Source organism: Rhodococcus sp. WY5 (assembly GCF_018588185.1).
In the GTDB taxonomy this organism is placed as follows: domain Bacteria; phylum Actinomycetota; class Actinomycetes; order Mycobacteriales; family Mycobacteriaceae; genus Rhodococcus_F; species Rhodococcus_F qingshengii.
On record NZ_JAAMPR010000001.1, the window covers coordinates 6,182,863 to 6,196,951 of the forward strand.

14 protein-coding genes are annotated in these 14,089 nt (G+C 61.8%); 10 read left to right on the plus strand and 4 right to left on the minus strand.

What is annotated here, in order from left to right; translation table 11 throughout:
* From G4D79_RS28610 to G4D79_RS28620, 3 genes are all read left to right on the plus strand, one after another.
* Complete coding sequence (locus G4D79_RS28610; RefSeq protein WP_003945456.1) at positions 1-204, plus strand: hypothetical protein; 204 nt, start codon at positions 1-3, stop codon at positions 202-204.
* Between the two features lie 77 nt (positions 205-281).
* Positions 282-1,364, plus strand: coding sequence for a M48 family metallopeptidase (locus G4D79_RS28615; RefSeq protein ID WP_003945574.1), 1,083 nt, complete (start codon positions 282-284; stop codon positions 1,362-1,364).
* 201 nt (positions 1,365-1,565) lie between these two features.
* Positions 1,566-2,600, plus strand: a complete 1,035-nt coding sequence (locus tag G4D79_RS28620; RefSeq protein WP_007734628.1) for a hypothetical protein — start codon at positions 1,566-1,568, stop codon at positions 2,598-2,600.
* Between the two features lie 40 nt (positions 2,601-2,640).
* On the opposite strand, the gene G4D79_RS28625 is transcribed toward G4D79_RS28620, so the two are convergent.
* Both G4D79_RS28625 and G4D79_RS28630 read right to left on the minus strand, forming a co-directional pair.
* Positions 2,641-3,807, minus strand: a complete 1,167-nt coding sequence (locus G4D79_RS28625) for a MinD/ParA family protein (protein WP_003945525.1) — start codon at positions 3,805-3,807, stop codon at positions 2,641-2,643.
* 309 nt (positions 3,808-4,116) lie between these two features.
* The gene (locus tag G4D79_RS28630) at positions 4,117-4,824 is read right to left on the minus strand and encodes a hypothetical protein (RefSeq protein WP_003945876.1); all 708 of its coding nucleotides are present in this window, start codon (positions 4,822-4,824) and stop codon (positions 4,117-4,119) included.
* Between the two features lie 220 nt (positions 4,825-5,044).
* On the opposite strand from G4D79_RS28630, the gene G4D79_RS28635 reads away from it, so the two are divergent.
* The 4 genes from G4D79_RS28635 (at position 5,045) to G4D79_RS28650 (ending at position 8,850) form a co-directional block, all read left to right on the plus strand.
* The gene (locus G4D79_RS28635) at positions 5,045-5,575 is read left to right on the plus strand and encodes a hypothetical protein (protein ID WP_007734626.1); all 531 of its coding nucleotides are present in this window, start codon (positions 5,045-5,047) and stop codon (positions 5,573-5,575) included.
* Positions 5,576-5,683: 108 nt separating this feature from the next.
* Positions 5,684-7,114 (plus strand): PepSY domain-containing protein, encoded by a 1,431-nt coding sequence (locus G4D79_RS28640; protein ID WP_007734624.1) that lies wholly within the window; start codon positions 5,684-5,686, stop codon positions 7,112-7,114.
* A 25-nt stretch (positions 7,115-7,139) separates the two neighbouring features.
* A complete protein-coding gene (locus G4D79_RS28645; RefSeq protein ID WP_003945769.1) occupies positions 7,140-7,640 on the plus strand; it encodes a copper chaperone PCu(A)C in 501 nt (166 codons plus the stop codon).
* Positions 7,633-8,850, plus strand: a complete 1,218-nt coding sequence (locus G4D79_RS28650) for a Dyp-type peroxidase (RefSeq protein WP_099696968.1) — start codon at positions 7,633-7,635, stop codon at positions 8,848-8,850. Before G4D79_RS28645 ends, G4D79_RS28650 begins: the two co-directional genes overlap by 8 nt.
* A gap of 80 nt (positions 8,851-8,930) precedes the next feature.
* Here the strand turns inward: G4D79_RS28650 and G4D79_RS28655 are convergent, their stop codons facing one another.
* Entirely contained in the window at positions 8,931-10,067 is a 1,137-nt protein-coding gene (locus tag G4D79_RS28655; RefSeq protein WP_054800699.1) for a GIY-YIG nuclease family protein, read from the minus strand.
* A gap of 45 nt (positions 10,068-10,112) precedes the next feature.
* Positions 10,113-10,700: a TetR/AcrR family transcriptional regulator gene (locus tag G4D79_RS28660; protein WP_223304676.1), complete on the minus strand. Its 588-nt coding sequence runs from the start codon at positions 10,698-10,700 to the stop codon at positions 10,113-10,115.
* 178 nt (positions 10,701-10,878) lie between these two features.
* Here G4D79_RS28660 and G4D79_RS28665 point away from each other — a divergent pair, with 178 nt between their 5' ends.
* The 3 genes from G4D79_RS28665 (at position 10,879) to G4D79_RS28675 (ending at position 14,086) form a co-directional block, all read left to right on the plus strand.
* On the plus strand, positions 10,879-12,444 hold the full coding sequence (locus G4D79_RS28665) for an LVIVD repeat-containing protein (RefSeq protein WP_003945495.1): 1,566 nt from the start codon (positions 10,879-10,881) through the stop codon (positions 12,442-12,444).
* Complete coding sequence (locus G4D79_RS28670) at positions 12,441-13,097, plus strand: DUF305 domain-containing protein (protein ID WP_007734614.1); 657 nt, start codon at positions 12,441-12,443, stop codon at positions 13,095-13,097. The genes G4D79_RS28665 and G4D79_RS28670 overlap by 4 nt, the downstream gene beginning before the upstream one ends.
* A gap of 65 nt (positions 13,098-13,162) precedes the next feature.
* The gene (locus G4D79_RS28675) at positions 13,163-14,086 is read left to right on the plus strand and encodes a DUF2797 domain-containing protein (RefSeq protein WP_054187969.1); all 924 of its coding nucleotides are present in this window, start codon (positions 13,163-13,165) and stop codon (positions 14,084-14,086) included.
* Positions 14,087-14,089: the final 3 nt, after the last annotated feature.

Sequence of the window (14,089 nt, forward strand, 5' to 3'; positions counted from 1 at the left end):
ATGATGAGAATTGTGACTCTGATCGTTCTGATCTGGCTGATAGTCGGGGCCGTCGCGGCCGGCCAACGCGGCTACTACAGCAGTTCGCCGACCAACTGCGCCGGCGTCGGGACCATCGCGCTCACGGTCATCGCGGGTCCGCTGAACTACTTCGGCGTGAACCCCAAAGTCACCGATTGCACGCTCCCCCAGCCCACCGAGTGAGCTGCCGGAAGTCCACGCTAAACCGACTAGTCGTTACCCTGGAGGTGAGTCGACACACATCGAAGTGAGGGGCCACCATGACCACTGCACCAGATCGCACCCGAATCGAGTTCCCGGACATCAGCTCGCGTGCGTGGGAACACCCAGCCGATCGGGCTGCATTGGTGACGCTCCGGACGCTTCGGGGGTTCGACACTGTTCTGCGGACGCTGTCCGGACTGCTCCAAGAACGTCAGCACCGCCTCATGTACCTCGCCACGTCGGTGCGAGTCGACGAACGCCAGTTCAGCGACCTGAACGACCTGCGCCGTGACTGCGTCGAGATCCTGCAGGCCGACGAGACACCCGAGCTGTTCGTACTCCAGACCCCGATGGTCAACGCCTTCACCATCGGCATGGACAAGCCGTTCATGGTGGTCACTACCGGCCTATTGGACGTGATGAACTACGAGGAACAGCGGTTCATCATCGGCCACGAACTTGGCCACGCGCTGTCCGGTCATGCTGTGTATCGGACCATCCTGATGCATTTGATGCGACTGGCCGGAACCATCGGATGGCTGCCCGTCGGCGGATGGGCATTGCGCGCGATCATCGCCGCCCTCATGGAATGGCAGCGCAAGTCAGAACTGTCCGGTGATCGTGCCGGACTGTTGTGCGGGCAGGACGTACACACCGCGATTCGCGTCCAGATGAAATTGGCGGGCGGATCCCGAGTCAGTGAAATCGACATCGACGCGTTTCTTGCCCAGGCCGCCGAGTACGACGCCAGCGGCGACCTCCGCGACGGTGTACTCAAGCTCCTCAACATCGAACTGCTCTCTCACCCGTTCTCGGTGCTTCGCGCCGCCGAGCTCAAGAAGTGGGTGGACAGCGGAGACTACGCCGCGATTCTGCGCGGAAACTACCCCCGTCGCGGCGATGACGACGGAGCGAAGATCAGCGACGAGTTCAAGAATGCAGCCAAGACCTACAAGCAGAACTTCGACGAGTCGGAGGACCCTTTGATCCGCATGGTGCGCGACATCGGTAGCGGATTGGGCGGTGCGGTGGGCGCCGTGGGGAATGGCGTCGGCGATGTAGCGTCGGACATCAAGGAACGATTCACCCACTGGCGCAAGAGTTCCGACAGGTCGAAGGGCACTGACGACGCCGAGTAAGCAGAATCGGGACCTGCCGCCGAAGGCAGTCGGCGGCAGGTCCCGGGCTCTTGGCGTGAAGGTGATGCAGGCTTCCCTCTGCACCACCCTCACGTTCACAGACAGTACCAGCAGTCGAACAAACGTGCGAACTGAAAGCGGTCGTGTCGAATCACCGGTTGTCGGGTACGCGGCATAGGACCACTACAGAAGGGAGCCGACATGCATGCTGGGCGACTGAAGAAGGTCGGTTCGAGTGACGGCCCGTTTGCCTCCGTGTACTTCGAAGACGTCCGTAACCGGGAAGATGCGCGCGAGCGCTTCGAACTCGAATGGCGCTCGATGCGCAATCAACTCACGAAACAGGGAGCATCGGAATCGCTGATCGCACGACTGGACGAGGTGAAGGACAACCATCACGGCATCTCAGGTCGCGCCGGACGCGCGATCGTCGCCACTTCCGAGGCAGTGCTGATCGACGATATTCTGCTCGAACCTGCCGGCTCCACTATCGCGACCTTGGGCGAACTGCCCTACCTGATTCCACTGATCGCACACGGATACGACACCGAACCGTTCCTCATCGCCAAGGTCGACCACACTGGCGCGGACCTGTGCGTGCGCGATGCTCGCGGGCGTGACGTGTACGGCGAAACGGTAGACGGAGACGGCTTCCCGGTCCACAAGGCACACGTGGGCGGTCAGGAGCGATACACCGACAGCCAAAGCCTCGTGGAGGAGAATATCCGGAAGAACCTGACTCAGGCTGTGGAGCGCGCGGCGGCGCTCGCCCGTGAACACAAGGTCGCGCTGGTAGTTGTCATCGGAGAAGTACAATCCCGCAAAGCTTTTGCACAGCTTTTGCCGTCGACGCTACGGGTGGTGGACGTCGAAAAGGGTTCGCGTTCAGTCGGTTCGACACCCGCCGAGGTGTCCAAGTCGATTCGTGAACTGATCGACACGCAGCGACTGCGCAGAATGGATGTGGAAACCGAACGCTACGTCGCCGAGCAGGGCCGGGACTCCGGCCTCTCCATCGACGGGACCGCACGCGTCCTCGACGCCCTCGAACAGGGCAAGGTCGAGACGCTGCTGCTCACCGATCCTGACGACAAGGAAGTCACCAGTGGAGAGTTGATCGGGCCCGCCGATCGCGTACTCCCCTACATCGCAATCGGGACCGGCACCGAGTTGGTACAGATCGACGAACGCCTCGTTCTCGCCGACGGATACGGCGCGATACTTCGACACCCTTGAACGCCGGAGCCTGCTGATCAGATTCGGTGGCGAGCACGTTCTATCGAGAAGCGTGCTTGCCCACCGAGTCCGGGAACCCATCGGCAATTGCTGCGACGAGTTCCAGATATGCCCGTGCCGTGCGCTTGTTCAACAACTTCAAGTCGATCGGACCGCCTTCGCCCAGGTGATCGTCGTAGGGCAACGTCTTGACCGCTCGCACTCCACGCTGAGCGAAAACGTCCTCGAGTTGATCGAGGTCGAGCGAAGACGAACCCGGCCGCGTCGAATTGATCGCCACGACCGACCTGCTCACCAGATCTGCGTATCCGTGCTTGGTCAGCCAACTGAGCGTTGCTGCAGCACTACGGGCACCATCCTGAGCTGTCGGGCTGACGACAACCAAAGCATCTGCTTCGTCGAGAATTCCGTACATGGCCGAGTGCATGATTCCGGTGCCACAGTCGGTGATGACGATGTTGTAGTGCACCTCGAGAATTCGGAGAGTATCGAGGTAGTCCTGCTCGTTGAACGACTCCGAAGTTTCCGGATCTGCCTCACTCGCAAGGATTTCGAGTCGGCTGTCGCCTTGCGAGGTGTAGTAACGAACATCGCTGTACGTACGAATGTCACCGTCGGCCAACAGATCACGAACGGTCAGGTGATGTTCACGTCGTTCGCGATCAGCCAGGGTCCCCAGGTCGGGATTGGCGTCGATGGCTACGATTCGATCCCCACGGATCGATGCGAACGTCGAACCGACAGTTTTGGCCGCCGTGGTTTTCCCCACTCCACCCTTGAGTGAGATGAAAGCAATCTTGTACACGCCGCGCACCGTTCGGTTGGCACGGCGCACGAGAGCCTGGTGTTCGAGTTCGGCAGCCGACTGCCCAGTGTTGATCCGGCCCCCGGTGAGTTTGAACAACACACTGCCCAAACCGCGTTCGGGTGGACGCTTCGCCCGCTTGATGATGTCCAGGTCGTCGACGGAGGTCATAGGCCTGGGCGTCGAGGTCCGGAAATCGGTCGGCTCTTCACGACGTTGCTGGCGCATCCGCTGACTGGGCAACGGTTTTGCTGCAGGCTCGTCGAATTGTGGTGTGAAGGTGACGGTTCGAATCGACGTTGCATAGCCGTCGTCGGACGCGTCGAAATGGCCGTCGCCCTGAGTCGTTCCGGAGTTGTTCCCCAGGACTCCGTTATTCGAACCGTTGTTATCGCTGCGCACCGTTTTCCTAGGTCGAGTTCGGAATCATTTCGGACATAGCCTCTCGGACGCTATCACTCTGGCGGGCTTGCCGTTCTCTGCTCAATACCGTCGTGGCACAACAGACCGTTACACCCGCACTTCGATGACTTTGGTCCCCAAGCTTGTGCCGATCTCAGCAAATACGAACGTCGTAACGATATGCGGCACAGATATCTTCATCTGCCGCTAGAAACAGCCTTCCGCAATGTCAGGGCAAATCCCTTGGTAACAAACGAGAAAAGGGAGGGCGATCGCCTCGGCGATCACCCTCCCTTCATGGACAAGTGTTCAGCTGCTGCAGAATTCCGAACTACCGAGACTTCCGAAAATCGTCGACAGATCCACACTTCCGAACGAACTGCCCGTATCGCAGCCGTCGGCAGTGAGCGCGAAGTCGACACCGGTGACGTCATTCGTGCTCAGATTCACCGGAATTACTGCTGGATCGGCACCGCATCCGCTGCCGGGAACCACTTCTACGGAATAGCCGTCCTTGGCCGGCTTGTACTGAAAGAAGTAGTCACCGGAATCATCCGTCGTTGTCGTCGCGATTTGCGTGCCGGCATCGAGGAGATTCAACGTCACGTCAGACGCCCCGACCCCGTCAGCACCCGGACACCCAGTGACAGTTCCGACGATGCTGAACACCTTCACCAACTCGAAGTCGATCCCGGTCGCGTCGGACGTCGTCAGATCTACCGCCGTCCTGTCGGGTACGGATCCGCATCCAGCCGGCGAGTATGGACTGACCGTGTAATTGCCCGGAGGAACGTTCGTGATCGTGTATGCGCCACCCACCCCGACAGTGGCCGAGGATATCTGCGTCGAGCCATCCCATACGACCATCCATATCCCGACCGGATCGCCAGTATCGCTACACGAGTTGACAAGGGTGCCCGACACGGAGCGTGTGACCGGGTCCGCCGAGGCCACCGAAGACAGGAAGAGACCGAACGCACCCATCAGGGCGAATATCGCAAAGAATCGACGCCTCATGAAACTCTCCTATGTGTTTGCCCTGCCGTCGACCCGTTGCCGGCGACCAGAGCCAAGTCTGGCACCGGAAAATGACCGTCACGTTTGTTTCACCCGGTCCTCGGCAAAGTTTGGCGAATCGGACAAATCCCCCACCTAACGCGTTCGTCGGTCGGCCACCGAAACGATCTCGACCGATCACCTACTAAGCCCGGTAGTAGGCGCCTGTATCCTTTCGCGTATGACGCCGGGTCCGAAAGATGTCGCGCAGCTGCGCGGCGCTTTCGTGGGCGGCACCTCCGGCGCGGTTTCCGTCGCAGCCCACGCGCTCGGTGGTGGCGGCATGGCCCCGTCCGAAAGCGCTGTCGTGTTGCTGATCCTCGCCTGCGCGAGCGTCGGCGCGGTGGTCACGTCCATCGACACCCGTCGCTCCCCCGCGCTCTTGCTCGCCCTCATGCTCGCTGCGGGTCAGGCCATCGGTCACGCGACGTTGACCATCGCTTCGGATCATCAACACGGCCTGCTCCTGTCCCTTCCGATGCTCGCGGCACACATCGCTGCCGTCGGAGTGTGCGCAGTGCTGATCCGCGGCGCAGAACGCGGATACGTCGTGGCCGCATCGACGGTAGCGGCAATCGTCGCCGTTCTATTGCGCCCGTGGGCAGCTGAACCGTCACCGTTCGCTGCACGTACTCGATACCGCGCCAAAGTTGTTCTACGTCAACTTCTCACCTCAGGCCTGGGCACTCGCGGCCCACCGGCATTCGTGTAACTCACCTCCCCTTTCCTTTCACGCACGTGATTACGTGCGCCACTTTGCTGTGCGCCTTTATTAACCGCCCGCGGTTAACAAAGGCGCACGGCGGGATCGAGTACACGCATGTCCGCACCCGAATTGGAGCGCGCACAGACGCGCGCGTCCAACGACAGTTCTCCCCCGAAGAAGCAGGTTGGCGGGGCCAGACCACTGATCCTGCGTCTGCACTTCTACGCCGGCGTCCTGATCGGACCGTTCATCCTCATCGCCGCATTGAGCGGCGGCCTCTACGCGATGGCACCCACCATCGAGAAGTTCGTTTACAGCGACTACCTCCAGACCGACACCACCGGACAGATCGCGTCACTGAACGACCAGATCCGTTCCGCTCAGCAGTACCGTCCCGACTTGACGGTCTCGGCAGTACGTCCGTCCCCTGCTGCCGGCGAAACCACCCGAGTCCTGTTCACCGATCCGTCACTGGGCGAATCGGAGAGGCTCGCCGTCTTCGTCGATCCGGTGCTCGCACAGCCGGTCGGCGAGCTGGCGGTCTACGGAAGCAGTGGTTCGCTGCCGCTGCGAACCTGGATCTCCCAACTGCATCGCCACCTTCATCTCGGCGAACCCGGCCGCCTCTACAGCGAATTGGCCGCGTCGTGGATGTGGGTGGTCGCACTCGGCGGTGTCTACCTCTGGTTCCGTCGTTACCGCACCGCCCGGAACGCTCGACTGCTCACGATCGACCGAGCATCCACCGGACGAAGCCGGACCCTGAACTGGCACGGGGTCGTCGGCATCTGGATAGCAGTTGCATTGGTCTTCCTCTCGGCGACCGGCCTCACGTGGTCGACCTACGCCGGAGAGAACGTCAGCAATCTGAGAACCGCGTTGAGTTGGACGACGCCCTCAGTTGTGAAAACTCTCGGCGACGCTCCCCCTCCGGCGACAGGCGGGCACGAGGGTCACGACATGGCCCCCGCCGCCACCGGCACGCTGACGGACACCAACGTCGGACGCGTCGACACCGTCCTCGGTATCGCCAGGTACAACGGGATCACCGGTCCTGTCGAAGTATCGATACCCGCGAACGCCGAGACGGCGTTCACCGTCGCCCAGACACGTCAGCCCTGGGTGTACAGCAACAACACCATCGCAATCGACGGAGCGACGCAAAAGGTCACCGACGAGTTGTGGTTCTCGGATTGGCCACTCGCAGCCAAACTTTCGGCCTGGGGAATCCAACTCCACATGGGCCTGCTGTTCGGTCTTGCCAACCAGATCGCACTCGCCGCACTGGCACTCGCACTGGTCAGCGTGGTCATTCGGGGCTACATCATGTGGTGGCGCCGACGCCCCACTCGTGGCTCCGACTGGGCAGTCGGCCGGGTTCCTGCCCGCGGCGGAATCCGCAACCTCTCCCCGGTCGGCCTCGTTGCTCTCGTCGCGATCACGGCGTTGGTCGGCTGGTTCGTTCCGCTACTCGGCATCAGCCTTCTCGCATTCCTGCTGATCGACCTGTGCATTGCGGCGTTCAAACGCCGTGCCACCACCTGACGCTTCACGAATTACGGAGACACACATGACTGTTCGCACAAAGATATTCGCAGCTGTTGCACTGTCCGCAGCTCTCGCCCTGACCGGCTGTTCTTCCAACTCCGACAAGGAAACCGAAGCTGCACAATCCATCACAGTTCAGGATCAATGGGTCAAGGCCGCGCCGGAAGGAATGAGCGCGGCGTTCGCCGAACTCGTCAACTCCAGTGACAAGGACGTACGCGTGGTCTCGGCCACCAGCCCCGCGTCGTCTCGACTCGAACTGCACGAAGTCGTGACCGGCGACGGCGGAACGATGACGATGCGTCCCAAGGACGGCGGTTTCCTGGTCCCTGCCAACGGGTCCGCCTCCCTCACCCCGGGCGGTGACCACCTCATGTTCATGGACCTGTCCGCGCCGCTGCTCCCAGGCGCAGAAACCGACCTCACCTTGATCTACGACGACGGTTCCAGCACCACGTTCACAGCCCAGATTCGCGACTTCTCCGGTAATCAGGAGAACTACGACCCGAATCACGGTGGCTGAGAACACGAACCCGCCCAGCCGAGCACTCAGCCGGCGGCGCCTTCTCGGAGGAGGCGCCGCCGCGCTCGGCGTCGCGGGAATAACTTGGGGCGCAACCACAGTGGTGGAGCGCAGCGAACACGAGCAGCAAGCAGGCAAGCTGGTGGAACCGTTCTACGGCGTCCACCAAGCTGGGATCGCCACCACTCCGCAAGCGCACGGCACGTTCATCGGGTTCGACCTATTGCCTGGAGCCGATCGAGCTGTGGTCGTCGGGATCATGAAGATGTGGTCCGAGGATGCGTCACGGCTGACCGCCGGTAACCCGGCGTTGGCGGATACCGAACGGGAACTGGCCGTGGATCCGGCCCGCTTGACGGTGACCGTCGGCTACGGTCCTGGCCTGTTCACCAAGCTGGGATTGCAAGCACGTCAACCGGACTGGTTCGAGCCGTTGCCGAGCTACGAGATCGACCGACTTGACGACCGATGGGGCGGGTCGGACCTGTTGCTGCAGATTTGTGGCGACGATCCGGTGACCATTGCTCATGCTGTGCGAGTTCTGACCAAGAACGTCCGATCACTGACGACAATCCGGTGGACACAAAAGGGATTCCGCAACGCTCGCGGCACCACGCCCGAGGGAACCACGATGCGCAATCTCATGGGCCAAGTGGACGGGACGGTCAATCCTGCTCCGGGAACAGTGGATTTCGATTCACTGATCTGGCACGACGGCGCCGGTCAACCGTGGCTGGCGGGCGGAACCTCGTTGGTACTGCGACGCATTCGCATGGAAATGGATACCTGGGACGAACTCGACCGTTCGGGGCGCGAACTCACGATGGGGCGCACGTTGTCCAATGGCGCTCCGCTCAACGGAACCAACGAATTCGACGAAGCGGATTTCACACTCACGGACAAGTTCGGGATTCCGGTGATCCCGCCAGGATCACACATCGCGCGAGCCCACCAGACGCATGAGAAGGAGCAGTTCTTCCGTCGGGCATACAACTACGACGACGCACCCGAGAGCGGGCAGACCTCGAATTCGGGATTGATCTTCGCAGCATTCCAACGGGACATCGCCGAGCAATATCTACCGGTCCAACAGCGATTGAGTGACTTCGACGCACTCAACGAGTGGACGACGCCGATCGGTTCTGCGGTGTATCTCATTCCGCCGGGATGCACCGAGAACGACTATCTGGGAAGCGGATTGCTCGGCTGACAACCCCGGGCAACGATATTGTGGGGGCTGGATCCGAACGGATCCCGCCCCCACAATTCCTTCTACCTGAAGTTGTTGCGTTACTTGGACTTACGAGGTCCCGGCATGACCGCACCTGGACGGGCGGTAGTCAACCTCGTGACCCAACCACTGACGGGCCACTTCTTCAGTCCGACGTTGTGTGGGGTGACCTCGGTTCCGACGTACTTGGCAGCAAGCTCGTCGTCGACGGTTCCGTTGAACCGCCACAGTTGGCTTCCGTCGGCATTGCGGGTGGACACCTCCCATGACTGAGCACGGAAGGCACCACGAATGATGCTGTCGGCAAACACCAGAACGGGAATTCCGATCTCGGCACGAACAGCCGCACCGGCAGACCACTCGGCGCGCGCGAGTTCGTAGATCTCTTCCGGCGTTGCTCCCGGACGGGCGGAGGCCGGTACGTGGAGGACGATGCTCGGCGTCGGGAGTTCCGGCGCGGGATCAGCCGAGTAGCGCAATGCGAGTTCCTCGACGCGGGTCGCTCGGGCGTCCTTGTCCGAGGTATCGCCTGCGAGATTGGTCAGACCCTCTCCCGCGTCGGTGATCCGCAAGGCTTCCACGATGCCGCGGACGACCTCGTCGGTAGTGGCGGCCGAATCCGTGGCGGCAGAGACCGAGCGGAGGAGTACGAAGTGCTCCACCGCCGAACCTGCGTCGTAGATCTCGCGGATCCGAGCGATCTTGGCTGCCGTCACAGCACCATTCGACTCGGCCGGAGCGTCCGCTCCTTCGAGGTTCGCGAGTTCACCGAGCGCTTCGAATACCGGCGCGAATACTTGATTTCCCGTGCCGTGCCCGACATGGAACACCTGGTCGTTACGCGGGTCACGCAAAGCAAAGACATACTGCCCCAGCCTCTTCCCGACCTTCTCGGAGAACGGCTGCGGAGCGGGCTTCCTGACGACGACCTCGGTGGACAGAGTGCGCATCACGGCCAGACGTAGTGCGTCTGGCACGCTGGTGGAACCGGCAGCACCGGAAAAGATTGCCGCCGAAGCAGCGCTGATCGAGGTGAACGTGCGGCCGACTTGCTTCTCGAGAGAGGCAGAGACCGTACCGACCGCAGTCAGTTTTGCATCGAGGGTGCCGTCACCCTCGACAAGGAACTCCTTGATCAACGGAGCAACGAGCAAGGTGGAGCCGATAGCGCGAGGAACTGTCCAGACAATAGCCATGCCACGAGCCTAGGCGATCACCTCGAGGCGCGAGGCGAACGCGACTCAGCCCGCCGCTGCCGGCCCGGCCAGTCCCTGCACAAGTAGGTTCCAGGCCGAGTGCGCGACTTCTTTTCGCGAGCTCTCGGCAGTCCGTTCCATGATCGCGGCGAACATCGCGATCGCCAGAATCACGTCCTCAGCAGTCACGGACTCGCGTATCTTCCCAGCTCGACGCGCCTCCTCGAGGCGTCCTTCGAGGAGATCGGTCAGGCGGGTGCCTGCCGAATTCAGTCGTGAGTCGCCGAAGGAGACGGGCTTGATGACCTCCACGAACACGATGGAGGTGGTGATCTGGTCTACCAACAATCGAAAAAGATCGTCGAGAGTCGAATCCGGATCGGCAGCCATATCTTGCAGCTCGACGATGTTCTCGTCGAACACCGCGAGTGCGAGGCTTTCGCGAGTGGGAAAGTGCCGGTAGAGGCTGCCCTGACCGACGCCGGCCGTGCGGGCGATCAGGCTGAGCGGAGCAGCAAAACCCTGAGTGGCGAACACCTCACGAGCTGCTGAGACGAGTGCCGCACGATTGCGCGCCGCATCTCTCGGCCCTCTGTTGAGAGATCCGCTATTGACGCGGCCAGACGATGTCACGCACACTACGATACCAACCGGACAGCATTGTCCGGTTGGTTGCGGCCCGACACCGGTTCACACCCCGACCCGATCGTCGTGAGCGCTCGAACACGCGCCTGCCCTCCGTGCTGCCTGTCCGTGAGATACGTCTGCCCGTGAGATACGAAAGGCAATCCCGCACCGGGAGTTGGACTCGATGAAATCGTTCACGACCATCAGAACCAGATCTGCCATCGCACTCGTCGCCTTGATCACCGTCCTTCCCGTGTGCGTCGCGTCGGCTGAGCCCGCCACTGCCCCGGGCTCGATCCACGAGAACCCGGGTGTCGCTTCCACCGCCGCAAGCCGCGCCGAATGCGGCCCGGGATCGATGCCCGAGACCGGGTTGCAGGGTGATGTTCCGGCCGAGGACCGAAACAGCGGACGCAGCCGAGACGGCTACAGCTGCAACATGTCTCAGATCGGCGGCTACTCGGGTCGCGGCGGCGGGATCACGTCCACCAACTTCGAACACTGCTCGTACGTCGGCAGTTTCTTCCCCGGGAACCTCCTGGGCCCCGCCCAGGGCGTCCAAGTTCTCGACGTATCGGATCCTGCCAATCCTGCTCTCACCGCCACGCTGACCGAACCCGCGATGCTGGCCGGAACGTGGGAGAGCCTCAAGGTCAACACCGCGCGAAAGCTGCTGGTGGGCACGGGCGTTCCGCTCTTGACCGGCGTCGGCCTGATGTCGGTCTACGACATCTCCGATTGCGCGCACCCGAAACTACTCAACCCCGGACCAGGAACCGATCTGGGGATGCTGCTGCCCATCACCAATCACGAGGGAGGATTTTCACCGGACGGGAACACCTACTGGTCTTCCGGCACCGCTCCCGGCGTGGTGAGCGCCGTCGATCTCACCGATCCCGCCAACCCACGCGTCGTCTGGCAGGACCTCATCGGGTTGTCGACGCACGGCTTCGGAATCAGTCCCGACGGAAATCGCATGTACTTGTCGAACAATCTCGGCGGAATACATGTCCTCGACATCAGTGAGGTTCAGCGCCGCGTCCCGAATCCTCGGGTGCGCCAACTGTCCCAGCTCTCGTGGACCGACGGGTGGGCCACCCAACACAGCATTCCGGTCACCTACGACGGTTCGCCGTACCTGTTCACCGTCGACGAAGGTGGTTCCGGCGGAGTCAAATTGATCGACGTCTCCGATGACGACGAACCGTCGGTCGTCAATTCAGTGAAGCTCGAAATCAATCTGCCGGAGAATCAAGACGCTGCGCTGGCGTCTGCTGCCGGCGGATCGCTGTTCGCGTACGAATCTCACTACTGTTCGGCAGATCGCCCGGTCGACCCGACGGCGCTGGCATGTGGATGGATCTCGAGCGGGATTCGGGTCTTCGATGTTCGAGATCCCTTCGACGTCCACGAAATTGCGTACTTCAACCCACCTGCTCGGACCGGCGGCAATCTCGAACTCGCCAACTCGCCACACGCTCTCGCGTCGCTCATCGGGGTACCCGTTCTCAGCACCCCGGCAATCGCGCAGTCGATCGCGCAGGGCCAGTTCGACCCCGGCCAAGCACTGAGTTCGCGGTCGGGCATGGTCGCTCTCGGCGACATCTCGACCGATTGGTGCTTCTCCCCGCCCGAATGGCGCGGGACCACGTTGTGGGCGACGTGCGCCGACAACGGCTTTGTTGCCATGCAACTCGAAAACGGTGTCTACACACCACCGGCTGACCAGAAGACGACCGTGGGATCATGACGGCACCGCGAGCGGTCAAAGCCGTCGCACTCGTGGCTGCAGCACTGATGCTGCTCGTACTCGGCGCAGCACTGCGTCCGCTGTTCGCACCCGAGAACCACACGCAGAGAGCTGTTCTGAGCGAAACCGAAATCGGATTCGTGCACGACATGGCGGCCCACCATCAACAGGCCCTCTTCATTCTCGCGCGTCTGAGTCCCGATGTGGACCCGGCGGTGACGAGACTGGCCCAGCAGATCGACGATGTTCAACGAACGGAAATCGGTGTCATGCTCGGTTGGCTGAGGTTGGCCGGTGTCCCGCCGAACAGTAGAACGCCGATGGCGTGGATGGAGGCGTCGCCGAGCGGCGCGGGTGACTCTCGTCATCACCCGGCAACGCTGGACACCGAGACCGACTCCATGCCTGGTATGGCTACGACCGAAGAACTCGAGAAACTGAGCAGCGCTCGCGGGCTCGACGCCGAGGTCCTTTTCCTTCAACTGATGGAACGCCACCACCGTGGCGGGATCGCCATGGCGCAGGCCGCCGATGCCCTGCTCGAGAGCGGGCCGGTGAAACAGTCCGCCCGCGACATGATCAACACCCAGAGTCAGGAATCCGGGCTGATGACGCTGATGCTCGAACAACGTGGGGCACAACCACTGCACTGACCCGCATGTGCAGTGACTACCATAGGTGTCGACCTGCGAACTACAGAAGGAATCGACACTTCATCATGACCCTGCTCGTTCGCGGAATCGATTGGTCGAACCCGACAGCACCGCGGATCCGATGCGTCGACGACACCACTTCCGCTACGACCTTCTTCACTCACGACTCGGTGCTGCGATTCTCCGTCGACGAGACGAAGGGCCGCCGCTGCCTCGGCTGGCGAGATCTCACCGCCGAAGGTCCAGGACACTCGCCGTGCGACCGCGGGGCGACGGTCACCGCAGGACGCCAATGCGACCGATGCCGAAATCGTGAGGGGTTCACCACGGTTCATCAGGCACACGTCAGCGGCGCGCACATTCATCCGAATGTGCGTACCTACCTCGCACAACCACAATGGCTCTACGTCGACGTATTCGCCGGCGGCCAGATGAAGGTGGGGACGGCTTCCGAGTTCCGCAAGCATCCGCGAGTCGCCGAACAAGGGGCAGTCTGCGCATTGTTCGTAGCGCGGTCGACGGACGGTTACAGCATTCGCGCCCTCGAAGCCCGAGTTTCGGAGCACTTCCACTTGAGCCAGGCAATACGTACGTCTCGGAAAATCGAAGCGTTGACAGGGCCCTTGGATCGAGAGAAACTACGAAAGTCGTTGCACCACTTCGTATCGTCGATCAAAGACGAGCTGAATGACATCGGATCGGACATCGACGGAATCGAGATCCTGGAGGCTCCCGAAGAATGGACGGCGCCGGCGTGCGCTGACATGGTCTTCGATGCGGCACCGTTGATCGCGTACCCGCACACTTTCGAGTCCGGCGAACATTCCTTGTATTTGGAGGGCCTTGCCGGTTCGATCGCCTCGCTGCGGATCGACCCCGACTCTGAATCGCCACGCTTTGTCGCGGACGTGTCCGGACTGGTCGGTCGAACCATCACCGTCGGCGAGTTCGAGTCCCCTGGCGTGGCGATTCAGGAATCGTTGTTCTGAAAG

Excerpts from the sequence above, each read along its gene's own strand:
- G4D79_RS28610 (WP_003945456.1), top strand. The coding sequence starts at position 1 with ATGATGAGAATTGTGACTCTGATCGTTCTGATCTGGCTGATAGTCGGG.
- G4D79_RS28615 (WP_003945574.1), top strand. The coding sequence starts at position 282 with ATGACCACTGCACCAGATCGCACCCGAATCGAGTTCCCGGACATCAGC.
- G4D79_RS28620 (WP_007734628.1), top strand. The coding sequence starts at position 1,566 with ATGCATGCTGGGCGACTGAAGAAGGTCGGTTCGAGTGACGGCCCGTTT.
- G4D79_RS28630 (WP_003945876.1), bottom strand. The coding sequence starts at position 4,824 with ATGAGGCGTCGATTCTTTGCGATATTCGCCCTGATGGGTGCGTTCGGT.
- G4D79_RS28635 (WP_007734626.1), top strand. The coding sequence starts at position 5,045 with ATGACGCCGGGTCCGAAAGATGTCGCGCAGCTGCGCGGCGCTTTCGTG.
- G4D79_RS28640 (WP_007734624.1), top strand. The coding sequence starts at position 5,684 with ATGTCCGCACCCGAATTGGAGCGCGCACAGACGCGCGCGTCCAACGAC.
- G4D79_RS28645 (WP_003945769.1), top strand. The coding sequence starts at position 7,140 with ATGACTGTTCGCACAAAGATATTCGCAGCTGTTGCACTGTCCGCAGCT.
- G4D79_RS28655 (WP_054800699.1), bottom strand. The coding sequence starts at position 10,067 with ATGGCTATTGTCTGGACAGTTCCTCGCGCTATCGGCTCCACCTTGCTC.
- G4D79_RS28665 (WP_003945495.1), top strand. The coding sequence starts at position 10,879 with ATGAAATCGTTCACGACCATCAGAACCAGATCTGCCATCGCACTCGTC.
- G4D79_RS28670 (WP_007734614.1), top strand. The coding sequence starts at position 12,441 with ATGACGGCACCGCGAGCGGTCAAAGCCGTCGCACTCGTGGCTGCAGCA.
- G4D79_RS28675 (WP_054187969.1), top strand. The coding sequence starts at position 13,163 with ATGACCCTGCTCGTTCGCGGAATCGATTGGTCGAACCCGACAGCACCG.